The 23,312-nt window shown below is 58.6% G+C and carries 22 protein-coding genes; 13 read left to right on the plus strand and 9 right to left on the minus strand.

The features are described from left to right. Positions 1–148: 148 nt before the first annotated feature. Positions 149–829 (minus strand): phosphoglycolate phosphatase, encoded by a 681-nt coding sequence (locus tag AAY24_RS13680; protein ID WP_046860167.1) that lies wholly within the window; start codon positions 827–829, stop codon positions 149–151. Next, entirely contained in the window at positions 826–1,512 is a 687-nt protein-coding gene (gene rpe, locus AAY24_RS13685) for a ribulose-phosphate 3-epimerase (RefSeq protein WP_418064568.1), read from the minus strand. The genes AAY24_RS13680 and rpe overlap by 4 nt, the downstream gene beginning before the upstream one ends. A gap of 201 nt (positions 1,513–1,713) precedes the next feature. On the opposite strand from rpe, the gene AAY24_RS13690 reads away from it, so the two are divergent. The 6 genes from AAY24_RS13690 to AAY24_RS13710 all read left to right on the plus strand — a co-directional run bounded on the left by AAY24_RS13690 (position 1,714) and on the right by AAY24_RS13710 (position 7,224). Next, positions 1,714–2,535: an alpha/beta fold hydrolase gene (locus AAY24_RS13690; RefSeq protein ID WP_046860169.1), complete on the plus strand. Its 822-nt coding sequence runs from the start codon at positions 1,714–1,716 to the stop codon at positions 2,533–2,535. A gap of 268 nt (positions 2,536–2,803) precedes the next feature. Beyond that, a complete protein-coding gene (locus AAY24_RS19250) occupies positions 2,804–2,959 on the plus strand; it encodes a hypothetical protein (RefSeq protein ID WP_199930383.1) in 156 nt (51 codons plus the stop codon). Continuing rightward, entirely contained in the window at positions 2,956–3,975 is a 1,020-nt protein-coding gene (locus AAY24_RS13695; protein ID WP_046860170.1) for an amino acid ABC transporter substrate-binding protein, read from the plus strand. Before AAY24_RS19250 ends, AAY24_RS13695 begins: the two co-directional genes overlap by 4 nt. Before the next feature lie 141 nt (positions 3,976–4,116). Then, positions 4,117–5,307 carry an amino acid ABC transporter permease gene (locus AAY24_RS13700; protein WP_046860171.1) on the plus strand — a complete coding sequence of 397 codons (1,191 nt, stop codon included), beginning with the start codon at positions 4,117–4,119 and terminating at the stop codon, positions 5,305–5,307. Between the two features lie 3 nt (positions 5,308–5,310). Beyond that, on the plus strand, positions 5,311–6,411 hold the full coding sequence (locus AAY24_RS13705; RefSeq protein WP_046860172.1) for an amino acid ABC transporter permease: 1,101 nt from the start codon (positions 5,311–5,313) through the stop codon (positions 6,409–6,411). Between the two features lie 33 nt (positions 6,412–6,444). Then, on the plus strand, positions 6,445–7,224 hold the full coding sequence (locus AAY24_RS13710) for an amino acid ABC transporter ATP-binding protein (protein WP_046860173.1): 780 nt from the start codon (positions 6,445–6,447) through the stop codon (positions 7,222–7,224). 78 nt (positions 7,225–7,302) lie between these two features. On the opposite strand, the gene AAY24_RS13715 is transcribed toward AAY24_RS13710, so the two are convergent. The 3 genes from AAY24_RS13715 to AAY24_RS13725 all read right to left on the minus strand — a co-directional run bounded on the left by AAY24_RS13715 (position 7,303) and on the right by AAY24_RS13725 (position 9,965). Further along, positions 7,303–8,256, minus strand: coding sequence for a cytochrome-c peroxidase (locus AAY24_RS13715; RefSeq protein ID WP_046860174.1), 954 nt, complete (start codon positions 8,254–8,256; stop codon positions 7,303–7,305). 222 nt (positions 8,257–8,478) lie between these two features. Beyond that, positions 8,479–9,336, minus strand: coding sequence for a fructosamine kinase family protein (locus AAY24_RS13720; protein WP_046860175.1), 858 nt, complete (start codon positions 9,334–9,336; stop codon positions 8,479–8,481). Positions 9,337–9,368: 32 nt separating this feature from the next. Continuing rightward, positions 9,369–9,965 carry an HNH endonuclease gene (locus tag AAY24_RS13725; protein ID WP_046860176.1) on the minus strand — a complete coding sequence of 199 codons (597 nt, stop codon included), beginning with the start codon at positions 9,963–9,965 and terminating at the stop codon, positions 9,369–9,371. A 637-nt stretch (positions 9,966–10,602) separates the two neighbouring features. On the opposite strand from AAY24_RS13725, the gene AAY24_RS13730 reads away from it, so the two are divergent. The 3 genes from AAY24_RS13730 to AAY24_RS13740 all read left to right on the plus strand — a co-directional run bounded on the left by AAY24_RS13730 (position 10,603) and on the right by AAY24_RS13740 (position 15,299). Beyond that, entirely contained in the window at positions 10,603–12,804 is a 2,202-nt protein-coding gene (locus tag AAY24_RS13730; RefSeq protein WP_046860177.1) for a primosomal protein N', read from the plus strand. A gap of 96 nt (positions 12,805–12,900) precedes the next feature. Then, complete coding sequence (gene argS, locus AAY24_RS13735) at positions 12,901–14,661, plus strand: arginine--tRNA ligase (protein ID WP_046860178.1); 1,761 nt, start codon at positions 12,901–12,903, stop codon at positions 14,659–14,661. Continuing rightward, positions 14,661–15,299: an SPOR domain-containing protein gene (locus AAY24_RS13740; protein WP_046860179.1), complete on the plus strand. Its 639-nt coding sequence runs from the start codon at positions 14,661–14,663 to the stop codon at positions 15,297–15,299. Before argS ends, AAY24_RS13740 begins: the two co-directional genes overlap by 1 nt. A gap of 133 nt (positions 15,300–15,432) precedes the next feature. On the opposite strand, the gene AAY24_RS13745 is transcribed toward AAY24_RS13740, so the two are convergent. The 4 genes from AAY24_RS13745 to AAY24_RS13760 all read right to left on the minus strand — a co-directional run bounded on the left by AAY24_RS13745 (position 15,433) and on the right by AAY24_RS13760 (position 19,194). Further along, positions 15,433–15,666, minus strand: a complete 234-nt coding sequence (locus AAY24_RS13745; protein WP_234422178.1) for a FeoC-like transcriptional regulator — start codon at positions 15,664–15,666, stop codon at positions 15,433–15,435. Beyond that, the gene (gene feoB / locus AAY24_RS13750; RefSeq protein ID WP_234422179.1) at positions 15,666–17,978 is read right to left on the minus strand and encodes a Fe(2+) transporter permease subunit FeoB; all 2,313 of its coding nucleotides are present in this window, start codon (positions 17,976–17,978) and stop codon (positions 15,666–15,668) included. The genes AAY24_RS13745 and feoB overlap by 1 nt, the downstream gene beginning before the upstream one ends. Positions 17,979–18,019: 41 nt before the next feature. Continuing rightward, positions 18,020–18,274, minus strand: coding sequence for a FeoA family protein (locus AAY24_RS13755; RefSeq protein ID WP_234422180.1), 255 nt, complete (start codon positions 18,272–18,274; stop codon positions 18,020–18,022). 200 nt (positions 18,275–18,474) lie between these two features. After that, complete coding sequence (locus AAY24_RS13760; RefSeq protein WP_046860181.1) at positions 18,475–19,194, minus strand: class I SAM-dependent methyltransferase; 720 nt, start codon at positions 19,192–19,194, stop codon at positions 18,475–18,477. A gap of 104 nt (positions 19,195–19,298) precedes the next feature. Here AAY24_RS13760 and AAY24_RS13765 point away from each other — a divergent pair, with 104 nt between their 5' ends. The 4 genes from AAY24_RS13765 to AAY24_RS13780 all read left to right on the plus strand — a co-directional run bounded on the left by AAY24_RS13765 (position 19,299) and on the right by AAY24_RS13780 (position 23,307). Continuing rightward, a complete protein-coding gene (locus tag AAY24_RS13765; protein WP_052761249.1) occupies positions 19,299–21,059 on the plus strand; it encodes a chloride channel protein in 1,761 nt (586 codons plus the stop codon). 157 nt (positions 21,060–21,216) lie between these two features. Beyond that, positions 21,217–22,176, plus strand: coding sequence for a polyphosphate kinase 2 (gene ppk2, locus AAY24_RS13770; RefSeq protein WP_335337176.1), 960 nt, complete (start codon positions 21,217–21,219; stop codon positions 22,174–22,176). Beyond that, complete coding sequence (locus AAY24_RS13775) at positions 22,173–22,844, plus strand: methyltransferase family protein (RefSeq protein WP_234422181.1); 672 nt, start codon at positions 22,173–22,175, stop codon at positions 22,842–22,844. The genes ppk2 and AAY24_RS13775 overlap by 4 nt, the downstream gene beginning before the upstream one ends. Before the next feature lie 133 nt (positions 22,845–22,977). Then, the gene (locus tag AAY24_RS13780) at positions 22,978–23,307 is read left to right on the plus strand and encodes a PilZ domain-containing protein (RefSeq protein ID WP_046860183.1); all 330 of its coding nucleotides are present in this window, start codon (positions 22,978–22,980) and stop codon (positions 23,305–23,307) included. Positions 23,308–23,312: the final 5 nt, after the last annotated feature.

The following is a 23,312-nucleotide window of genomic DNA, read 5'->3' on the forward strand; positions in this document are numbered from 1 at the left end:
GCCATCGTGTTCCTGTCTTGTCTGTTTCGTGGTGGAGCATGCGGAAGGATTTGTTGTTGTCTCAATTCGTGGGCTTACGATAATCGATTATGACGTAACTATCCAGTGCGAATGCAGCGGGAGTAGGTTGGCCGCTCCCGCTGCATCCCTATTCGAACAGATCGCCGAGCTGTTCCAGCGAATCGATCACCCTATCCGGCTGGGAGAGCTGGATGTCAACGCCATGATTGTAACCGTAGGGTACGCAGGCGATGGCGAAGCCGGCCGCCCGGGCCGCTTTTACGTCGTTGGATGAGTCGCCGACCATCAGGCTCTCCGTCGGGCCGACCCCCAACTGTTCGGCGCTGTGCAGCAGCGGCAACGGATCCGGCTTTTTGCGGGGCAGGGTGTCGCCGCTGGTGATCAGGCTGAAATAGTCGTAGATGCCCAAGGCCTGCAGCAGTGGCCGGGTGAACTGGTCCGCCTTGTTGGTGACGCAAGCCAGGGTGTAACCGGCGCTCTTCAATCGTTCCAGGGCCGGCTTTACGCCCGGATAGAGCCGGGAGCGCTTGCCGTTGTGGCGGCTGTAGAGGTCCATGAACAGGGGCAGTGCCAGGGCATATTCGCTGTCGTCCGGTTCCCCCTCCAACTGGCCGACCAAGGCGCGCTTGACCAGCCGCTCCACGCCGTTGCCGACCCACTCCCGCACCCGGGTTTCACCCCAGACGGGACGGTCGAGCTGCCCCATCATGCCGTCGATGCAGTAGGCCAGGTCCGGTACGCTGTCCACCAGGGTGCCGTCCAGGTCGAACAGAATCAGCCGGGGTCTTTTCAGCAGCCCGGAGCTCATGCCTTGGCCAGCTCTTCGCGCATCTGCCCGATGATGGTGTCATAGTGATGGGGATCGGACGCCTGGGCATTGCCGAAGATGCCGGAGCCGGCGACGAAGGTATCGGCACCGGCAGCGGCGATCTCACGAATGTTGTCCGCCTTGACGCCGCCATCGATCTCCAGGCGGATGTCCCGGCCGGATGCATCGATCAATTGCCGGCAGGCACGCAATTTGTCCAGCGCGGCAGGGATGAAACTCTGACCACCAAAACCCGGGTTGACCGACATGATCAGGATCATGTCGATCTTGTCCATCACATAGTCCAGGTGGCTGAGTGGTGTGGCCGGGTTGAAAACCAGTCCCGACTTACAGCCGTGATCCCGGATCAGTTGCAGTGAGCGGTCCACGTGTTCGCTCGCTTCCGGGTGGAAGGTGATGTAAGTGGCGCCGGCCTTGGCGAAGTCGGGAATGATACGATCCACCGGTTTGACCATCATGTGCACATCGATATCCGCCGTGACACCGTGTTTACGCAGCGCTTCACATACCAACGGGCCGATCGTAAGGTTGGGTACATAATGATTATCCATGACATCGAAGTGCACAATATCGGCGCCGGCAGCCAGTACATTGTCAACTTCCTCTCCCAGTCTGGCGAAATCAGCGGAGAGGATGGAGGGCGCTATTTTGTAATCGGTCATGGACAATCTCCCGTGTGGCCTGATGGCCTGTCGAATTATGAATGGAGGCACTCTACCGCAAGCGTCGCGAGATTTCACCAGAAAAATTTGTAAGATATTGATTGAGAAGCAATATTTATAGTGTCTATAAAATTATCTTAAGAACTTTTTTGTGATCGGTCCGGGGGCGTGCCGGTCGTTTTACTACCTGACGGAGGTACTATGCAGATCAAGTGTTTACTGCCCATTCTGCTCCTGCTGGCCTGTCCGCTCTGGGCGTCAGATCTGGCGCGGGAGGGACGCATCGCCGCAGAGATTCGTGATGGACTGGTGGTGGGGGAACCTGTGATGTTGCAGGCAGACGGCAATGATTTCTTCACCCTTTATACCCAGGAACAGTCCACTTACAGCCACGGCGCGGTGATTCTCCTGCATGGTCGGGGAGCCCATCCTGACTGGGCCGATGTGATCCATCCGTTACGTGTCGGACTGCCCGGCTATGGCTGGAAGACGCTCTCCATCCAGTTGCCCATCGCCGCCGCCGACGCTTCCGGTTGGGTCTATACCGAGCTGATTCCCGAGGCGTTTCCGCGCATCACCGCCGCAGTGGAATACCTGAAACAGCAGGACGTGACCAATATCGTGCTGGTCGGCCACAGCCTGGGTGCACGCATGGGTGTCGAATATCTGGCCCAGACGGTGCCTGAGGAGGTGAAGGCATACGTGGCGATCGGGCTCTCTGCCAGAAAAGAGGGGCCGGGAGACAGCACCCTTGCTGCCCTGGGAAAACTGCAACTGCCTTTGCTGGATATCTACGGTAGTCAGGATCTGGATGCGGTGCTGCAGAGTGGCCCGGAGCGGGCCAGAGCGGCCCGGTTAGCAGAGAATCCGGGCTACAGACAACGCCAGATTGCCGGGGCGGACCATTTTTTTACCGGTCTGGATGATACCTTGCTGGCTGAAGTGCGTGCCTGGTTAGGGCGGATAGCGGCTGATGTGCAGGTGCAGCAAAATAATCTTGACGTTAACGTAAACACAAACTAGGGTTTATTTCAGTTGTAACCGGAACGCTTCAATGGGATACGGCTGGCGCAGGGACGCGCTGGAAATTGAATCGGGCACTTGGGAACTGCTGGTCTGGATTCCTGGTGTCCAGAGCGGGCGTTGATACTTTGGGCTAAGCTCTCCGCAACGATTGTTGCGTGTTCAACGTCTGTTGTCGGCTGAATTTGCGAATAAGCTTGCAGATCTCACGCCAGCGGGCTAGAGTTTATTTGACTTTGCCATGCCATAGATCAGTACTTTAACGTTTTTGGATAAACGTCTGATCATATTTGGCGTGGAGGGTGGTGCGATGTCACCGTCGCCGGAGGGATTGGCGCGGGACTGGGCAGAAAAGCTGCACGTGCCGGAACACATCATTACCGATGTCAACAATATCTCTCACAAGGAGAAAACCGTACCATGAAGAAAATTCATGCAATCGCTTCTGCAGTCACCCTGACTGCGGTTATGTCAACCAACGCCTTTGCCGGCGCAACCCTTGATTCGGTGAAGAAGAAAGGATTTGTACAGTGTGGAGTGAGTACCGGTCTGCCTGGTTTCTCCAGCGCTGATGAGAAAGGTAACTGGTTTGGCCTGGATGTGGATGTCTGTCGCGCTGTCGCAGCTGCCGTGTTCGGCGATGCCGACAAGGTTAAATACACACCACTGACCGCCAAGGAACGTTTCACTGCGTTGCAGTCTGGCGAGATCGACATGCTGTCCCGTAACACCACCTGGACATTGACCCGTGATTCATCACTGGGACTTAACTTTGCCGGTGTCAATTACTATGATGGCCAGGGCTTCATGGTTAACAAGAACCTGGGTGTGAAGAGCGCCCTGGAACTGGATGGCGCTTCGTTCTGTATCCAGGCGGGCACCACCACTGAGTTGAATCTGGCTGACTATTTCCGCGCCAACAACATGAAGTACACCCCGGTGACCTTTGATTCGTCGGATGAAACCGTCAAGGCGTTTGACTCCGGTCGTTGTGACGCGCTCACCTCGGATCAGTCCCAGCTTTATGCACTGCGTATCAAACTGGGTAATCCAGACGGTGCCATTGTACTGCCCGAAGTGATCTCCAAGGAGCCACTGGGTCCGGTTACCGCACAGGGTGATGATGAATGGTACAAAATCGTTCGCTGGTCACTGTTTGCTATGATTAATGCTGAAGAGCTGGGTGTAAGCTCCGGCAACGTGGACAAGATGATGTCCAGTGATGATCCGAATGTCCGGCGTCTGTTGGGACTCGAAGGTATCAAGGGTAGTGGCCTGGGTCTCGCCGATGACTGGGCTGTGAACATCATCAAGCAGGTGGGTAACTACGGAGAAGCTTTCGAGCGTAACGTAGGCCAGGGTAGTCCGCTTAAGATTGCTCGTGGACAGAACGCGCTCTGGAACAAGGGTGGTCTGCAGTACGCTCCACCTATCCGCTAGTCAGTGTGCCCGGCGAGGACGGGTTTGAGCGGACCAGATTACTGGATGACGCTGAATCCGCCTCCCGGGCGCTGTGGAAGCTACAGGGCATCGCTCTCCGCCCTGTAGCTAACTTGCCTTAACTGCCCGAAAGGTATTTATATGGCGGATGAACATCGGAAAGTGCCGGAGCTAGCCAAGCCGGCGCTCTGGAGACGGCCAGCAGTCCGGTCGCTGTTTTTTCAGATTCTGCTGGTCGCAGGTATCGGCTTCTTCGGCTACACCATCTTCCAGAACACCCTCCATAACATGGAGCAGCGCGGTATCAGCACCGGTTTCGGCTTCCTGGATAATGAAGCCGGCTTCGGTATCCTGATGACCCTCATCCCCTTCGACGAGACCTATACCTACGGCCGCACCTTCCTGGTCGGCTTGCTCAATACCCTGCTGGTCGCGTCGCTGGGCATCTTCTTTGCCACCATCATCGGTTTCATCATGGGTGTTGCGCGCCTGTCGCGTAACTGGATCATTTCTCGCCTTGCCACCATCTATATAGAGGTGTTTCGAAATATCCCCCTGCTGTTGCAGATCATGTTCTGGTATTTCGCCGTACTGCGTCCCCTCCCCGGTCCCCGGCAAAGCCTGATTCTGAACGACACCTTCTATCTCAGCAATCGCGGTCTCTATATGCCCAGTCCCGTATTCGGCGAGGGGTTCTGGATGGTGATGGTCGGGCTGGCGGTGGCGATTGTGGCCAGTATCCTGGTGATCCGCTGGGCACGTAAACGGCAGGAGGCGACGGGGGAGCAGTTCCACTCTATCTATGCATCGATCGGGCTGGTGATCGGCTTGCCCATGCTGATTTTCTTACTGGCAGGCAGTCCGCTGAGCTGGGACTTCCCGGTATTGCAGCGTTTTAACATGGCCGGCGGTATGGTGATTATTCCCGAGCTGGCGGCGCTTCTGGTGGCATTGAGTATCTACACGGGTGCCTTTATCGCTGAGGCGGTACGTTCCGGTATCCTGGCGGTCAGTCATGGACAGACCGAGGCGGCCCATGCCCTCGGTCTACGCCCCGCTTCCACACTGCGTCTGGTGATCATCCCCCAGGCGTTACGGGTGATTATTCCGCAGCTCACCAGTCAGTATCTGAATCTGACCAAGAACTCATCCCTGGCCACCGCAATCGGTTATCCCGATCTGGTGGCGGTCTTTGCCGGTACCACCCTGAACCAGACCGGGCAGGCGGTGGAGGTGATCGCCATGACCATGGCAGTTTACCTGGCGATCAGTCTGACCATTTCCCTGTTCATGAACTGGTACAACAAACGTATCCAACTGGTGGAGAGGTAATCCATGAGCGTGCATACCCCCCATCCCGATCTGCCGCCACCTACCCTGAGTGTCGGCGTGCTTGGCTGGTTGAGGAGCAATCTGTTCTCTTCGCCACTGCATACCCTGCTGAGCCTGTTTGCCATCTATCTGATCTATCTGACGGTACCGCCGATCATCAACTGGGTTTTCGTCGACTCCACCTGGGTGGGCGATACCCGGGAGGCCTGTAGCGCAACCACCGGTGCCTGCTGGGTGTTTGTGAAGGTGCGCATGAATCAGTTCATGTACGGCTTTTTCCCCGAATCGGAGTACTGGCGAATCAATCTCGCTTTTGGTCTGTTGATCCTGCTGGCCATACCGCTGTTCATCAAGAAATTTAACCACAAGGGTAAGCTGGCACTCTTTATTCTGTTGGTCTATCCGTTCGTTATTTTCGTGCTCTTTTCCGGCGGCTACTTTGGTCTGGTGCCGGTTGAGACCAGCAAATGGGGCGGCCTCAGCCTGACCCTGATTCTGGCCGGTGTTGGTATCGCCGCGTCGCTGCCACTGGGTATCGTGCTGGCGTTGGGCCGGCGTTCCAAGATGCCCATTGTCAAATCCGTCTCGGTGGTATTTATCGAGTTCTGGCGTGGTGTACCGCTGATCACGGTGCTGTTCATGTCCTCGGTGATGCTGCCCCTGTTCCTACCCGAAGGTACCAATTTCGATAAGTTGCTACGGGCCATGATCGGTATTGCCCTGTTCCAGTCGGCCTATATGGCCGAAGTGGTCAGGGGCGGTCTGGCGGCGATACCGAAAGGCCAGTATGAAGCGGGCGAGGCGTTGGGCCTCAGTTACTGGCAGAGCATGGGGCTGATTATCCTGCCCCAGGCGTTGAAGCTGGTTATACCGGGCATCGTGAACACCTTCATCGCCCTGTTCAAGGATACCACCCTGGTGTTGATCATCGGGCTGTTCGATCTGTTGGCGATTATCCAGCAGGCGTTCGCCGATCCGGACTGGCTTGGATTCTCCATCGAGGGTTACGTTTTCGCCGCCAGTATCTTCTGGATTTTCTGCTTCGGTATGTCGCGTTACAGCATGGCGCTGGAAAAGAAACTGCATACCGGCCATGCCCGATAACCACAATGAATAGCCATAAGTTGGAGACACGTTATGTCTGAGACCGACAAAGCAACCCGCCCCGCAGCGGATTCCGCCGACCTTACGATCGAGATGCGAGGTGTGCACAAGTGGTATGGCCAGTTCCATGTCCTGAAAGATATTAATCTGTCGGTAACCCGGGGTGAGCGGATTGTGATCTGCGGCCCGTCAGGATCCGGTAAATCCACCATGATCCGCTGTATCAACCGGCTGGAGGAGCACCAGCAGGGGCAGATTATCGTCGATGGCACCGAGCTTACCGATGATGTGAAACATATCGATCAGGTGCGTAAGGAGGTAGGCATGGTGTTCCAGCACTTCAACCTGTTCCCGCACCTGACCGTTCTGGAGAACTGCTGCCTGGCGCCTATCTGGGTGCGCAAGATGCCACGCAAGGAGGCGGAGGCCGTGGCCATGCAGTACCTGGAGAAGGTGAAGATCCCGGAGCAGGCGAAGAAATACCCCGGTCAACTCTCCGGTGGTCAGCAGCAACGTGTGGCGATTGCCCGCAGCCTCTGCATGAATCCACAAATTATGCTGTTTGATGAGCCTACTTCAGCGCTGGACCCGGAGATGATCAAAGAGGTACTGGATACCATGATCGAACTGGCGGAAAGTGGCATGACCATGCTCTGTGTGACCCATGAGATGGGGTTCGCCAAAACGGTGGCGAATCGGGTGATCTTTATGGATGCCGGCGAGATCATCGAAGAGAATGAACCTCACGAGTTCTTCAACAATCCCCAGTCAGACCGCACTAAACTGTTTCTCAGTCAGATCCTGCAGCACTGAGACCTTTCACTGCAGTTTTATATTGCCCATAAAAAAACAGGCCCGACAATGTCGGGCCTGTTTTGTGTGTGGCCGCTATTAATCGAAAGGTTGTGGCCGTGGTGTGCTATCCGTGGAAGGCGGCAGTATCGGCATCAGGAATGAAGGCTGATCACCGGTCAGGGTCTTCAGGAAGGCGACGATTTTAGCGTTTTCTTCGTCGGTAAACTTCTTGCCCAGCTGCAGGCGGCCCATTATATCCACAGCCTCAGTCAGGGTTTCCGCCTCACCATCGTGGAAGTACGGATAGGTCATCTCCACGTTACGCAGGGTCGGCACCTTGAACATGAACCGATCTGCATCCTTGCCGGTGACGGCGGCCAAACCCTCGGCCGGGCTGGTTGCCTTGTACGGCTCTACAACACCCATTTTCTGGAATGAGCTGCCACCCACGGCGGGGCCGTTGTGACAGGCGACACAACCGCTCGTCTTGAACAGCTGGTATCCCTCCAGTTCAGTGGCGGTGATGGCATCTTTATCGCCAAGCAGCCATTGGTCAAACCGGGAGTTGGGCGTGATCAGGGTCTTCTCGAACTCAGCAATTGCTTCCGTTACCCGGTCAATGTTGATTTCCGAATCACCGAATACCTGTTTGAATTCAACGACGTACTGCGGAATGGATTTGATTACATCGATGGCCAGGGTGTGGGTGGATGCCATCTCGCCGGGGTTGGCGATCGGGCCACCGGCCTGCTCTTTCAGGTCGGCCGCGCGGCCGTCCCAGAACTGGGCCAAGTTCATGCTTGAATTAAGTACAGTGGGTGCGTTGATTGGACCCTGTTGCCAGTTATGGCCAATTGAAGTTTTAAGATTATCCGTGCCGCCCATGCTCAGGTTGTGACAGGAGTTACAGGAGATGAATCCAGATTTAGAGAGGCGTGGATCAAAATAGAGTTTTTTTCCGAGTTCTACTTGTGCGAGGTTTATCTCTTTTACCGGTGCAATGGGTGAGATCGGCTCATTGGCCATGGCTACACCGGCAACAGCGGTCATCGTAGCAATACTGCAGCTGATTACACGTTGTTTAACTTTGTTCACTTTAGGATCCTCCGGAACAAAAAAGTTGGACGCTTTCTTAGAAGCGTTCTAATAATAAACACGTTAAAAAAAAGGTTAATTGCTCCAGATCAATAGTTGCTGGTTTTCAGGTTGTTATTCAGAAATCCGTGCAGCGGTTCACCCATGGGAATAAACCGGGGTAGGGAGGGGCGGGCGCTATCCGATTTCTGCCAGCAGCTGATCGATAAGAGTCACGGCCTGTTGGCGATAGCTGCCGCCAAACAGGTTGAGATGGTTAAGTACATGGTACAGGTTGTAAAGCTGTTTACGCACCGGATAACCGGCAGGCAGCGGCCAGGCCTCACAGTAGGCTGCATAAAAGTCCGCTGGGAAGCCGCCAAACAGTTCGCTCATTGCCAAGTCGGTTTCCCGGTCGCCATAGTAGACCGCCGGATCGAAGATGACCGGTTGTCCCGTCCGCTCATAAGCGAAATTGCCCCCCCATAGGTCGCCATGCAGCAGTGAGGGTGGCGGGGCGTGGTCAAGCAGGGCGGGCACCGCCTCAAGCAGGCGCTGGCCGCGCGCCTGCAAGGGGCCATTCTCTCCCCGGGTTGCTGCCAGATTGAGTTGATGACCAAGGCGTTGCTGTTGCCAGAACTCAATCCAGGAGTCGCTTGGCGTATTGGGCTGTTGAGTATTACCGAGAGTATTGTCCCGCCGCCAGCCGAAGCGCTGTGCCCTGTGCTGGTGAAGTGCCGCCAGCTGCCGCCCGGCGTGAGCCGGATCACCCCGGCCGTTCAGATCAAGATACTCCAGTACCAGGTAGGCGTGGCGTCCGGTAACCCCGTACCCGAGACAGCGGGGAACCCGGATTGCCTCAGCAGCGGATAGTGCGTCGAGACCGTCCGCTTCGTCCTCAAACTGGGAGAGGCGGTCGACACGGTTCAGCTTCACGAAGTATCGTTGGTCGTCAAATGAGATGCTGTACGCCTGGTTGATGCAGCCTCCAGCCACCGGTTGGCAGCGTATCTCCACTTCTTTCTCGGTGGTGGCGGGATCAATGGTCTGGAGCATTGCGCGCCAGTCCCTGTTCGTGGGTGCGCTGTTCAACCGTTTTGCAGCCGTTGGTGCAGTGGGCTGCTGCGGGGGAAGTGGGCCCGCAGAAACTCCATCTGGTCCGCCAGGACATTGTGTCCCTGAAGATAAATATACTCGGCATGGGTAGGAGTGAAGGGAATTGCCAGCAGTTGCATGCCGGCCTCTTCCGGTGTGCGTCCCGCCTTGTGATTGTTGCAGCGGACACAGGCGGTTACCACGTTATTCCATTCGTCGGGGCCACCCAAGCTCAGCGGCCGAACATGATCCCGGGAGAGCTGCTTTCTGGGAAAACGCTGACCACAGTAGAGGCAGATATGGCCGTCGCGCTGGAACAGGGTATGGTTGTTGAGTGGTGGAGAATAGCCGTCGCGCATCTTCTCCAGCGCCCGGCTGTTACCGTGGGTGGCGATAATTGAATTGACGTCGACATGACTCTGTCGGTGGGTTCGGGCATTGATACCGCCGTGTACGCGGTAGAGCACCCGCCCACAGGTGTAGGCGATCTGATCAAGGAAGTGCAGTCGGACCGCATCCCGGTAATCGACCCACTCAAGCGGCATGCCGGCCAGATCAGTTCTTAGGATTAGTTGCTGAAGCCCTGCCATGTTGGAAATCCTGATTACTGCTTATTTAGTTAGCATAGTTTGAAATTGACCGCAAATCGTGCCCCGAGCGCATTTTTTTGCGGATGTTCGGTGCGGCCAGGGAATTCAGGCTCAGGTGACCGGATTGGGCCGCTGGGTCATCCAGCCAGCACAGAATATCTATGAAAAGTGGTTGACAAAGTGGAAAAACTGCAACCCTCGCTTGTTGTTATGCACAGCTGCGGTGCAGCAAGAAGAGTTTTAATCAGTTTTCTGTCTGCACCTGATTCAAGGAATGCTTAAATAAGCTAACTAATTGATTTAAAAGAAGAACAGTGATTTGTTCATTTTTTTGTCAAATTAACAAAAATGCAATGAACTACAGCCTTTGCGGCCGGTTCCAACGGTTTTTCAACAGAGTTATCCACAGCTTCTGTGGATAAATCCAATTGTTTATTGAGGAATAGGGAGTTAGGGGTTTTTGTGTAGATTTCGCTTCATTCTCAAGCGGTATCTGACCCCCCTTGCTGGTTGGCCCGGTTGAAGTGAGCCTGTGCTCAACCTGATGGACGGCAGCGCTCTTTCCGTCCGGTTACTCCTGTTCAATGAGGGGCTCTCCATTAGTGTTAAATTACCGGGAGTCAGGTAGCATTCCGCCATGCCAGAACAACTGATCCTCCGGGTCGCCGTACCGGCCCCGCTTCACCACTGCTTTGACTATCTGCCACCGGATGATGTGGCGGCTGACCGGCTGATCCCGGGGGTGCGTGTGCGGGTGCCATTTGGGCGTGGTGAACGCTGTGGTGTGCTGCTGGAACTGGTCTCGCCGGGGGAAGGTGACGGGCGCCGCCTGAAGGCGGCCGGCGCTATCCTGGACCCGCAGCCCCTGTTTTCCGCCGACGATCTGGCACTGTTGCGCTGGGCGGCAGGCTATTACCACCACCCGATCGGGGAGGTGATTGCCAACGCTTTGCCGGTGCGGTTACGCAAAGGGGAGGCGCCGGTTCCTATTCGGCAGCGGATCTGGTCATTGACACCGCTCGGCAAACAACAGGAGCGGAGCGCACTCAGGCGCGCCCCGAAACAGGCGGAACTACTGGATTTGCTGCGGGAGTCGGGGGGCAGCCTGGAACAGACTCAGCTTCTGCAGATCTGCGGGAGCTGCCGGCCGGCTTTGAAAGCGCTGGCCGATAAAGATTGGATCAGTGTGGATGAACGATTGCCGGAGGCCCCTGGGGCGGCCCCCCCTCCCGCCCCATCGCGCCTCAATGGGGATCAGCAAAGCGCGGTGGATGGAGTCGATCTGGAACGCTTTGACGCCTGTCTGCTGGATGGGGTGACCGGTAGCGGCAAGACCGAGGTCTACCTGGAATTGGTGGGACGGGTACTGGCAAAGGGACGCCAGGCCCTGGTACTGGTGCCGGAGATCGGCCTGACCCCGCAGCTGATCCGTCGCTTTGAGCGACGCCTTGGGCAGGGGCTGGCGGTGCTCCATTCCGGTTTGGCAGCCGGTGAACGGGAGCGCGCCTGGCACTTGGCCCGGCTGGGTCACGCCGCGGTGGTGCTGGGTACCCGCTCGGCTCTGCTGACTCCGCTGCCCCGGCTCGGTCTGATTGTGGTGGATGAGGAGCATGATCTGTCATTCAAGCAGCAGGATGGATTTCGTTATTCGGCTCGGGATCTGGCGGTGATCCGGGCCCAGCGCACCGGCTGTCCGGTGATCCTGGGCAGTGCCACCCCGTCACTGGAGTCACTGCAGAATGCCCGTGCCGGGCGCTATACCCATCTGCGCCTGACGCAACGGGCCGGCGAGGCCAAGCCGGCGCGCATGGATCTGCTGGATATCCGCTCAGTGCGCATGGAGGCGGGACTCTCGCCGGTGCTGCTGCAGAAGTTGCGGGAGACTCTGGATGCCGGCAATCAGGCATTGCTGTTTATCAACCGGCGCGGATTCGCACCGATTGTCACTTGCCACGCCTGTGGCTGGGTGGCCCAGTGTCGCCGTTGTGATGCCCGCATGACCCTGCACGCCGCCAGCCGACTGCTGTGGTGTCACCACTGTGGGTCACAGCGGCGGCAGGATGATAAATGCCCCGAGTGTGGTGACACCGATCTGCGCAGCCTGGGACAGGGGACGGAACGGGTTGAGCAGGTGTTGGCCAGTTGTTTTCCCGATGTGGGCATCGCCCGTATCGACCGGGACAGTACCCGCCGCAAGGGGAGTCTGGATCAACTGCTGAACGGTATCCGTACAGGTAAGTACTCACTCCTGTTGGGCACGCAGATGCTGGCCAAGGGGCACCACTTTCCGGATGTGACCCTGGTGGGTATCCTGGATGTGGATCAGGGCCTGTTCGGGGCCGACTTCCGTGCCGCGGAGCGCATGGCCCAGTTGATCATTCAGGTGGCTGGTCGGGCCGGGCGGGCGGAAAAACCGGGCCGGGTGCTGATCCAGACCCGCCATCCCGACCATCCGATGATGCAGTTGCTGGTGCATCGGGGCTATGCCGCTTTTGCCGACGAGATGCTGGCGGAGCGTCAGGCGGCTGCTTTTCCACCGTTCAGTTACCAGGCCCTGCTGCGGGCTGAGGCGCCCCGGGAGCAGGCACCCCGGGAGTTTCTGGACGAGGCCCGGGAGCTGGCGGAAAACCTTTCCGGGGGGCGGGTCGAGCTGTGGGGGCCGGTACCGGCTCCAATGGAGCGGCGGGCCGGACGCTACCGTGCCCACCTGCTGCTACAGGCGGATCAGCGTACCGATCTGCAACGGTTGTTATCCGCCTGGGTACATCGCCTGGCGGTGCTCAAGTCGGCCCGGCGGGTGCGCTGGTCTATCGACGTGGATCCCCAGGAGATGTTCTGACCAGGTACCCAAGGCCGTCTTCCGGACGGCCGGCAGTTACCCTGTCACCGGCTTTGTTGTATCCTTACCCGTTTCCGTTTTTCCCCTAGGTAGAAGATGAAGAACCAGATTCAGCAGTTGGTATCCCAGGCCCTGAACAAGATCGCCGAGGATGGCAGGCTTGGTGATGCGCCGATTCCCCAACCGATCATAGAGCGTACCCGGGATTCGCGGCATGGCGACTTCGCCTGTAACGTGGCGCTGATGCTGGCCAAGGCTGCGCGCTGCAAACCACGGGATCTGGCCGAACAGCTGATCGCCGCCCTGCCCCCGTCGCCGGTGGTGGCCAAAGTGGAGATTGCCGGTCCCGGCTTTATCAACTTCACCCTGGCACCGGATGCTTACCGTGCCGTGATCAGCGAGGTGCTGAACCAGGGGCATGATTACGGCCGCAGCAACCTGGGTCAGGGTAAGCGGGTACAGGTGGAGTTCGTCTCCGCCAATCCCACCGGTCCGCTGCATGTGGGCCATGGTCGGGGCGCCGCCTATGGCGCTGTGGTGGCCGACCTGCTGGAAGCCGTCGGCTATGACGTGCACCGGGAGTACTACGTCAACGACGCCGGCCGACAGATGGATATCCTGGCGGCCAGTGTCTGGCTGCGCTACCTGGAGCTGTGCGATGAAACCATCGCCTTCCCCAGCAACGGTTACCGGGGCGACTATGTCTGGGATATTGCCGCCACCCTGCACCGGGAGCACGGCGACAGCTATCGGTTTGCCGCCAGAGAAGTGTTTGACGGTGTTGCGGCGGATGAGCCGGCCGGGGGTGACAAGGAGAAGCACATCGACGATGTGATCGAGCGGGCCAAGCAGCTGCTGGGGGATAACCGTTATCGCTACGTGTTCGAGCTGGCCCTCAATACCATTCTGGATGATATCCGGGACGACCTGGGCCTGTTTGGTGTCACTTACCAGGAGTGGTTCTCCGAGCGCAGTCTGACCGAGTCGGGGGCCGTGAACAAAACCCTGCAGCGCCTGCAGGACTCCGGCTACGTCTATGAGAAGGGCGGCGCGCTCTGGTTCAAGTCCACCGAATTTGGCGACGAAAAGGACCGGGTGGTGGTGCGGGACAACGGCCAGACCACCTACTTCGCCTCCGATATCGCTTACCACATGGATAAGCTCGAGCGCGGCTTCGAGCGGGTGATCGATGTGTGGGGCGCCGATCATCACGGTTATGTGCCGCGGGTCAAGGCGGCCATGCAGGCGGTGGGGGATGATCCTTCACGGCTTGATGTCCTGCTGGTGCAGTTTGCCATCCTCTATCGCGGTGGCGAGCGGGTGCAGATGTCCACCCGTTCCGGCTCTTTTGTGACCCTGCGGGAGCTGCGCAAGGAGGTGGGTTCCGATGCAGCGCGCTTCTTCTACGTGATGCGCAAGTGCGAGCAGCATATGGATTTTGACCTGGATCTGGCCAAGTCCCAGTCCAGCGATAACCCGGTCTACTACGTACAGTACGCCCACGCACGGGTCTGTAGTGTGCTGCGCCAGGCGGCAGAGAAGGGGATACCGGTGGAGATCACTCCGGGCCAGCAGAATCTGGAGCGCTTGACTGAGGCGCATGAGCAGACGCTGCTCAAGACCCTGTCCCGCTACCCCGAGGTGGTGGAGAATTCCGCTCTGAACGAGGAGCCGCATCAGCTGACCCACTATGTCCGGGATCTGGCCAACGACTTCCACACATACTATAACGCCCACCAGTTCCTGGTGGAGGATGAAGCATTGCGGGATGCCCGGATCAAGCTGATTCTTGCGGTGCGCCAGGTATTGCGCAACGGACTCAATCTGCTGGGGGTCTCCGCGCCGGAGAAGATGTAATGCCGCGGGATTATAAGAGTCGGGCGACACCGGCGAGAAAGAGCAAGAAAAAACCGCAAAGCGGATGGAAGTGGTTTGCAGCTGGTCTGCTGGTAGGGCTGTTCGTAACCTTGCTGGTCTGGCTCGCACTGACCCCTGAGGGACCCCAGCGGCCGACACCGGCGGTGGTTGAACGCTCCTACACCCCACCCCGGGAAGAGGCGGCCAGGCCGGAGCCGGAACCGGTCGAGAAGAAGACGGCGGCTGCGCCCAAGCCCCGTTTCGACTTCTACACCATTCTGCCCGAGATGGAAGTGGTGGTGCCGGATCCGGAGCCGGAGCCGGACAAGCAAGCGGCCGCCACGCCGGCGACTGACGGGGCTGCGCCGGTGGTCAGTGCCACTGCCCGCACCCCGGCTCCGTCTGCATACTACATGTTGCAGATGGGGTCGTTCCGGAAGTTTGCCGACGCGGACAAGTTGAAGGCGAGTCTGGCCCTGGTGGGTATTGAGGCGGAGATTCAGAAATTCACCCTGGATGGGGGCGAGGTGTTCCATCGGGTCCGCAGTGGTCCCTATACCAGCAACCAGGTCAATACCCTGCGCACGCGGCTGGCCCAGAACAACATCAACAGCCTGGTCATCAAGCTGAAGAAGTAACCGGCCAGCTCCCGATAGTGGGCAGGTCGGTCGGGTTAACCGCGGTAGCCCGTGGATCAGATAATCAGTCAGTGGGGTGGGCACGCTTTGTGTGCCCATGCGGATAGTGCTCCGGGCCGATCATAGGCCGACATCAGCCGTCAGATTTCTCCTCGCTCCACTCGTAAAACTCCATGCTGTCGGGCCGACACTTTCCACAGCTGGAACCGCAGGCCGGGTTTATCAACTGGCGCCGTACCCGACCCTTGCGTATCCAGGTCTCCAGCATGCCGCGGGTGGCATCCGGCGTTGCCCCCAGATGCAGTGCGATATCGGACAGGCAGACCGGCCCCCGGTGTTGCAGATAACGTTTAATCGAAGCAAGCATCAGGCGGCTGCCTTGCCGTCGGTCATTGATGGCGCCTGGGGGTCCCGGTTCCCCCAGATACGCAGGGCCACGATAACGCCGGCGATGAACAGGCTCAGGCCAATGATCCAGGCGGCGGAGCTGGCGCTGTGCCGGCTGAAGGTGGCGGCCTGGTAGAAGATGGTGGAGCAGGTGTAGGCGACGCCGGTGGTCCAGGCGGCCACAAACAGGGCCCAGGCGCCACCGGCTTCCCGCACGATGGCTCCGATGGTTGCGGCACAGGGGAAATAGAGCAGGATGAACAGCAGGTAGGCGAAGGCGCCGGCCTGGCCGTCAAAACGGGCCGCCATGGCACCGAAGATACCGCTGTTGACCTCCTGTGCGGCCGCTGCATCCTCGGCGCTGTCGATATCCCCCAGGTTCAGCCCGAGTGGATCCAGGACCAGGTCACGAACGGCGCCGAGGTTGTCCGGGATAGTGGCGGCCGCTTCGCCGAGACGGCTCAACAGGTGGAACGGCACCTCCTCCGGTGCTGTTCCTGCATCCTGCTGCGCCAGTTGGGTATAGATGGAGTCCAGCGTACCCACCACCGCCTCTTTGGCCAGCACCCCGGTAAAGATGCCCACGGTGGCGGGCCAGTTATCCTGCTCGATTCCCAGCGGGGCAAACAGGGGGGTGATCGACTTGCTCACCGCGCTGAGCACGGAATGATTGCTGTCCTGGTTGCCGAATTGACCGTCAGTGCTGATGGAGTTGAGCAGGTTCAGGGCCAGCACCATCACCACGATCACCTTGCCGGCATCGCGGATGAACAACTTGACCCGGTCCCAGGTACGCAGGGTAACGCCCTTCAGGGTGGGCAGATGGTAGGGTGGTAACTCCATCATGAAGCCGCTGCTCTCGCCGCTAAGCAAAGTACGGCGCATGATGACCCCGGTCAGTACGGCGATCAGGATGCCGATCAGATAGAGCAGGAATACCAGGTTCTGGCCGTTGCTGGGGAAGAAGGCGGCGGCGAACAGGGCGTATACCGGTAACCGGGCGCCACAGGACATGAAGGGGTTCATCAGGATGGTCAGCTTGCGCTCCCGCTGGTTCTCCAGGGTGCGTGTCGCCATGACTGCGGGTACGTTGCAACCGAAGCCGACGATCAGTGGCACAAAGGCCTTGCCCGGCAGGCCGATGGCACGCATGGCCCGGTCCATCACAAAGGCGGCCCGGGCCATGTAACCGGTGTCTTCCAGTACCGACAGGAACAGGTAGAGGCAGGCGATGATGGGAATGAAGGTGGAGACCACCTGGATACCGCCACCAAAGCCATCGGCAATAAACAGCCGTGCCCAGGCGGGCAGCCCCAGGTTGCTCAACCAGTGGTTCATCCCCTCCACCATCACCGCGCCGACGGCCATATCGAAAAAGTCGATGAAGGCGCCACCGATGTTGATGGTGAACATGAACATCAGGTACATCAGCAGCATGAAGATCGGGATGCCGGCGATCTTGTTCAGCACCACCCGATCGATACGGTCAGACAGGCTGCGGCCGATCTGTCCCCGTTCCCGGATCACCCGCTGGGCCAGGATATGGGCATGGCCGTAGCGGGCGTCGGCGATATGGATGTCCGCATCTTCGCCGGCCCGATCACGGATATGTTCCTGCCACTGCTCCACCAGTGGGCGAATCTGTTCTCCCGCCAGGCTGAAGGCGTGGCTGTCACTCTCCAACAGCTTTAGCGCCAGCCAGCGTCGGTTGGCCGGCGAGGCAATATCAGCCAGGTGTGTAGTGATTTCGGTGATGGCCTGTTCCACAGACTCTTCATGGGTGACCTGAAATGACCCTGCGGCTTGGTCTGTCAGGTTGCTGATGGCCTGCTTGAGTCTATCCATGCCCTCACCCGTTACCGCCACGACGGGTACTACGGGGCAGCCCAGTTCCTGGCTGAGTCGTTCGATATCAACCTCGATGCCGCGCTTGCGTGCCACGTCCATCATGTTCAGGGCCACCACCATGGGTATGCCCATCTCCCGCAGCTGCACGCTGAAATAGAGATTGCGTTCCAGGTTGGAGGCGTCCAGTACGTTGATAATCAGTGCGGCTTCACGGGACAGCAGGTAGTCCCGGGTGACCTGTTCATCAATGGAGGAGGCATCCAGGGAGTAGATGCCCGGAAGGTCAATGATGGCCACATCCTGGTCGTCCAGCCGGAAGCGCCCCTCCTTGCGATCCACCGTGACACCGGGCCAGTTCCCGGTCTTCTGCCGGATACCGGTAAAGGCGTTGAACAGGGCCGATTTACCGCAGTTGGGATTACCTCCCAGGGCGATGGTGATCACGATCTCCTCCGGTGGCCGGGAAGTCCAGCCCAGGGCTGGGGTTATGAGTCGAGTGGTTGCATCAACAGCTTTTCCGCGATAGTGCCGCCCAGAGCAACCCGGCAACCCGCGCTGGCGACTACCACGCCACGACGGCGTTGCTGTACGACCAGGATCTCTGAGCCGACCCGCAGACCGAGAGCGAGCAGACGTCGGGTCAGCAGCTTGCCCCCCTGAATCTGGGCGATACGCGCCCGTGTCCCGGCCGGTATATGGTCCAGGGTGTCACGGTTGTCCAACGGTACGGCGGTATCCACCACGGCAACATCTCAATAAGAATGATTAACGTTTAATCTATCACCGAATTATATTAGGAACAACTGATCGAGAGGAAAAACTTTAAAAAAAGCAGGGTTGTGATCAGTGGTTGCTGGGAGCGCCATTCCCGGCCAGTTCCGCTTCGGCCCGACGACCGTGTCAGACCGAAGCGGGAGAGCGTAGCCGGCTGTTCCAGCGGTCAGTTGTGCTGGGACGGTTTCTGCAGTAGATCGACCCGGGAGGGCTTGAGAAAGTGGGCGCCGTTCTCCCCCATGTGACGGTTAAAGGCCTCCCTGATCTGCTGGTACAGGGTGTCATCGATCTGGTGATCGGTGTGGGTGACCTGCAGCATGCGTTCATCGAAATGGTCGAAATCCCGGTAGCTGCCCGGGGCGTTGAAGAAGATCTGCTGCTGCAGCGCAAGCTCCCCCTTGGCCACGCTCCGCTGTAGCGCCGCGAACGCCTCTTCCCGCACCACTTTTTCGTCATTGAACAGGCGCATGATGTCGTTGAAGTCGCCGGCATAGACCGGTTCCGAGATATAGGCCAGACCGCCGGGTTTCAATACCCGGGCAACCTCCGACAGGGCCTGATCCATCAATGATACCGGTACGTGGTGCAGGGATTTCAGCATGATCACCACGTCCACGCTGTTGTCTTCCTGTTTGATATCCTCCGCGCCGCCGGCCAGAAAGGTGACGTTGGGCAGGTCATCGATCAGCAGATTCTTCTCATGCTGTATGATGTCCACTTCCGTGGCAATGATCTGACATGGGCCGAACTGTTCGGCCAGTTGGCGGGTCATCCAGGCCCGTCCACAACCGAGTTCGAGGATTAATTTATCCTTAACCGGGAGATATTGCTGAATAATCTCAAGCTCTGTGGCAGTCTGATATTTTTCCGGGGCGTTGATCTGCATGCTGCTGTTCCTGTTATGGGTTATCAAGCGGGATTCGGTTTCACGAATACCGGAATGCCGCGCAAGTTTGGTGCCTATGTTGATGGCGGATAATCTATAACACAATGAAAAAATTCAACCTGAAGCAACGGTTCCGGGGCTGGTATGGGAATCGGCTGGAACGGTTGCAGCTACATTTGTCACGGCATGATGCCCTGTTGCAACTCTCCCTTCTGGGTCTTCTGACCGGTCTGCTGGCCGGTAGCGTGATCGTACTTTTCCGCATTGTGGTGGAGCAGACCCAGGCCAGTTTCCTGCTGGACAGCATGCCGGAAAACTACGAAGCACTCTCCCCCTGGGCCCGTTTCCTGCTGCCGATCGGCGGGGCGCTTGTGATAGCGCTCATATTCCGTCGCTACGGGCAGGGTAACACTGTACTGGGCGTCACCTATGTCATGGAGCGCATGGCTTACCATCAGGGTTACCTCACCCTGCGGGCCTTTATCCTCCAGTTCGTCGGGGCCGCCGTGGCCATTATCAGCGGTCATTCGGTGGGCCGTGAGGGACCCCATATACTGCTGGGTGCGGCATCAGGCAGCCTGTTGGGACAGCGCCTCTCTCTGCCCAACAACAGTATTCGCACCCTGCTGGGTTGCGGTACCGCGGCGGGCATCGCCGCCTCCTTCAATACGCCGCTGGCCGGGGTGATCTTTGCCCTTGAGGTGGTGATGATGGAGTACTCGCTGGTCAGTTTTATCCCGGTCATTCTGTCTGCGGTTACGGCCACCGTGATATCCATCGCCGTGTTCGGCAATGCGCCGGCGTTTCAGATTCCGTCCATGACGCTGCCCTCCCTGGCGGAGATCCCGGTGGTGCTGCTGCTGGGCCTCCTGGTGGGCGGGCTGGCATCCCTGTTCATCCATCTGATGCAACTGACCATGGGACGGGTGGCCGCGGTGCCGTTCTGGCTCCGGGTGCTGATAGCCGGCTTGCTGATGGGAGTGATCGGGCTGCTGGTGCCCCAGGCGATGGGGATCGGTTACGACACCGTTAACAGCGCGCTGCTGGGAGAGCTCGGGATAAGCCTGCTGTTGATGATCCTGGTGGCCAAGGTGCTGGCCACCGTAGCCTCCCTTGGGCTGGGTATTCCGGGAGGCAATATCGGGCCGCTGCTGTTCCTGGGTGGTTGCCTGGGCAGCCTGACTGGCCAGATTGCCACCCATGTGTTCCATCACGATACGCTGGACGTGGGCTTCTACGCGCTGCTCGGCCTGGGCGCCATGATGGGGGCCACCCTGCAGGCACCGCTGGCGGCGCTTACCGCCATGATGGAACTGACTCACGCACCCCAGACCATCATGCCTGGCATGCTGGTGATCGTGGTGGCAGGATTGACGGTCAGGGAGTTTTTCCACAAAGAGTCACTGTTCCTTACCCTGATGCGTGCGATTGGCAAAGATTATGACTCCAACCCGGTCATGCTGGCGCTGCGCCGTGCCGGTGTTGCCAGTGTCATGCGGCGGCGTTTTGCCCGGGTCGATCGCCTGATCAGCCACGACAAGGCGGAAGCCCTGTTACAGGATGAACCGGAGTGGTTGCTGATCCAGGGTGATGAACAGCCGGTCAGCCTGATGCCGGCCCTGGATCTGTTGCGCTACCTGAAAAGCGACGCGGGCGGGGCACTCAACGAGTTGGATCTGCTGGAGATTCCGGGGCGGCGTATCGATGTGGCGCCGATCTATCTCCAGGCCACTTTGCAGGAGGCGCTGGAAAAACTGAATGGTGGTGCCGAGGCGCTCTATGTGGAGAGGATGACTGCACCGGGCATTCGGCGCATCTACGGTGTGCTGACCCGGGAACAGCTGGAGTCCGCCTACAAACTGTGAGCAGGGTGGCAGTACAGGACGTTTGATATGGCTCAATGGATCGGGCTTTTAAGCCTGCCTGGCATGCAGTGGCGTACGCCGGCGCGTAATATGATAGGGAGAACTGGAGTTGCTTACGCATCCGGAAAAGTCAGCGTGATAAAAGGAGCAGGTGTTTATGGCGGCAGAGAAACAGCAGGAGAGAGCGGCAATGGAGCAGGCGGTTGAGCAGCAGGTGCCGGAGAACGGACAGGAGTCGGCCAGGGAGGAAGAGCAGCGGCTGAAGAAGCTTCAGCAGGAGAATCAAAAGCTGCGTGCCGCCATGGAGGCGCTAAAGACAAAAAGTGGCAAGGCAATCCGTCGCTTCGAGCGGGAGGAACAGCTCAAACCCTATCAGGCCGAGCTGATCAGGATGCAGCAGTACCTGGAATCCACCGGCACCCGGATGATTATCCTGTTTGAAGGGCGGGATGCCGCCGGCAAGGGCGGTACCATTCGCCGGGTGACCCGCTACATGAATGAGAAGCACTACCGGGTGGTGGCGTTGGGCAAGCCGACCGAGCAGGAGAAGACCCAGTGGTTTTTCCAGAAATATGTGCAGCAGTTCCCCCGTGGTGGTGAGGTGGTACTGTTTGACCGCAGCTGGTACAACCGGGCCATGGTGGAGCCGGTATTCGGCTTCTGCAGCGATGAGGAGTATCGCAACTTCATGCTTGGGGTGAGCGGTTTTGAGAAGGATCTGGTGCGCCAGGGGACGATACTGATCAAGCTCTATTTCAGCGTGACCAAGGATGAACAGGCGAAACGCTTCGACCGGCGTAAGAATGATCCGCTGCGTCAGTGGAAACTGAGCGAAGTGGACGTGCAGGCCCAGGAGCGCTGGGACGATTTTACCAATGTGAAGTACGAAATGCTGCGCAAGACCAACACCACCCATGCGCCCTGGACCATTATCCGCTCCAATGACAAACACCAGGCCCGACTCAACGCCATCAAGATGATTCTCAACTCGGTACCCTATGAACGGCTCGATCCGAAGCTGGATTTCGTGCCGGATCCGAAAGTGGTGGTGTCCGGCGCCCGGGAGCTGGAGATTATGGAGGCGCAACTGTTGAAGAAGGGTAAGTTCACCCATTGACCGGGATAGGGCTCAGCACCGGTCAGGTAGTGGTGGTGTGCGGCGTCTGGCTGCTGTATGGCGCTCTGCATTCGTTGACGGCGTCACTCTGGCTGAAGCGTCTGGTGGTTGGGCGCTGGCCGGCCTGCATGCCGATCTATCGGTTGGCCTTCAACCTGTTATCGGTTGTCACCCTGATCCCGCCGCTGTTGCTGATTTACTTTTGGCACGGTGATTACCTCTGGCAATGGACGGGTGCTGGCTGGTGGATTGCCAACACGCTGGCGTTGTTGGCGGTGGCCGGGTTCGTGCTGTCGTTACGTTATTACGACGGCAGCGAGTTCGCCGGGCTGCGCCAGTGGCGCGAACGGGCGGTGCGGGTGGAGGATCAGGAGCATTTCCATATCTCTCCGCTGCACCGTTTTGTGCGTCACCCCTGGTATACGCTCGGGCTGGTGATCCTCTGGACCCGGGATATGGACGGCGTCATGCTCCTCTCCAGTCTGATGATGACCGGTTACCTGATCCTGGGGCTGCGTCTAGAGGAGCGCAAGCTGCTGGCATATCATGGTGAGCTCTACCGGCGTTACCGGCAGCGGGTGCCGGCCCTGATTCCCCTGCCCTGGCGTTATCTAAGCGTTGCCCAGGCACGCCAACTGATGGGGCTGACGGTCGATAAAAGGTGTTGATACCCCTTAAGGATCGGCCAAACCGGTCGACCCTTAAGGGTAGAGTCATTTGGCGATTGTGGCAGGCCCGGTGGAACAATATCAGCGGGCGGCAGCAGCGCCGGGGGATCAACAATAACTCGAGGGGTGAGCAATGCGAGACTACGCAGAGAAGAGGGATTTTTATCGCATGGCGGTGGACTGTACGGCACGTTACCGGGTAAAGGGGGAGCAGGCGGTCCAGCAAGCTATGGTCCGGGACCTCAGCGCCAGTGGCCTGCAGTTGCGTACCGATCAGGAGCTTACAGCCGGCGCCGTGCTGAATGTGGAGATCCGGCCCGCCAAGGAGATCACCCCCCCCCTGCATGCGGTGGCCAAGGTGATCCGCTGCACCCCATCGGAGGAGGCCGGAGGCGGATTCTCCATCGCCTGTGCAATCGAACAGATGCTGCCGGTGGATCAGGTGGGGGCCGACTTCCCCTGATCGTT

Origin of the sequence: Sedimenticola thiotaurini (assembly GCF_001007875.1) — a bacterium.
Lineage (GTDB): Bacteria > Pseudomonadota > Gammaproteobacteria > Chromatiales > Chromatiaceae > Sedimenticola > Sedimenticola thiotaurini.

Excerpts from the sequence above, each read along its gene's own strand:
- AAY24_RS13680 (WP_046860167.1), bottom strand. The coding sequence starts at position 829 with ATGAGCTCCGGGCTGCTGAAAAGACCCCGGCTGATTCTGTTCGACCTG.
- rpe (WP_418064568.1), bottom strand. The coding sequence starts at position 1,512 with ATGACCGATTACAAAATAGCGCCCTCCATCCTCTCCGCTGATTTCGCC.
- AAY24_RS13690 (WP_046860169.1), top strand. The coding sequence starts at position 1,714 with ATGCAGATCAAGTGTTTACTGCCCATTCTGCTCCTGCTGGCCTGTCCG.
- AAY24_RS13695 (WP_046860170.1), top strand. The coding sequence starts at position 2,956 with ATGAAGAAAATTCATGCAATCGCTTCTGCAGTCACCCTGACTGCGGTT.
- AAY24_RS13700 (WP_046860171.1), top strand. The coding sequence starts at position 4,117 with ATGGCGGATGAACATCGGAAAGTGCCGGAGCTAGCCAAGCCGGCGCTC.
- AAY24_RS13705 (WP_046860172.1), top strand. The coding sequence starts at position 5,311 with ATGAGCGTGCATACCCCCCATCCCGATCTGCCGCCACCTACCCTGAGT.
- AAY24_RS13710 (WP_046860173.1), top strand. The coding sequence starts at position 6,445 with ATGTCTGAGACCGACAAAGCAACCCGCCCCGCAGCGGATTCCGCCGAC.
- AAY24_RS13715 (WP_046860174.1), bottom strand. The coding sequence starts at position 8,256 with ATGACCGCTGTTGCCGGTGTAGCCATGGCCAATGAGCCGATCTCACCC.
- AAY24_RS13720 (WP_046860175.1), bottom strand. The coding sequence starts at position 9,336 with ATGCTCCAGACCATTGATCCCGCCACCACCGAGAAAGAAGTGGAGATA.
- AAY24_RS13725 (WP_046860176.1), bottom strand. The coding sequence starts at position 9,965 with ATGGCAGGGCTTCAGCAACTAATCCTAAGAACTGATCTGGCCGGCATG.
- AAY24_RS13730 (WP_046860177.1), top strand. The coding sequence starts at position 10,603 with ATGCCAGAACAACTGATCCTCCGGGTCGCCGTACCGGCCCCGCTTCAC.
- argS (WP_046860178.1), top strand. The coding sequence starts at position 12,901 with ATGAAGAACCAGATTCAGCAGTTGGTATCCCAGGCCCTGAACAAGATC.
- AAY24_RS13740 (WP_046860179.1), top strand. The coding sequence starts at position 14,661 with ATGCCGCGGGATTATAAGAGTCGGGCGACACCGGCGAGAAAGAGCAAG.
- AAY24_RS13745 (WP_234422178.1), bottom strand. The coding sequence starts at position 15,666 with ATGCTTGCTTCGATTAAACGTTATCTGCAACACCGGGGGCCGGTCTGC.
- AAY24_RS13760 (WP_046860181.1), bottom strand. The coding sequence starts at position 19,194 with ATGCAGATCAACGCCCCGGAAAAATATCAGACTGCCACAGAGCTTGAG.
- AAY24_RS13765 (WP_052761249.1), top strand. The coding sequence starts at position 19,299 with ATGAAAAAATTCAACCTGAAGCAACGGTTCCGGGGCTGGTATGGGAAT.
- ppk2 (WP_335337176.1), top strand. The coding sequence starts at position 21,217 with ATGGCGGCAGAGAAACAGCAGGAGAGAGCGGCAATGGAGCAGGCGGTT.
- AAY24_RS13780 (WP_046860183.1), top strand. The coding sequence starts at position 22,978 with ATGCGAGACTACGCAGAGAAGAGGGATTTTTATCGCATGGCGGTGGAC.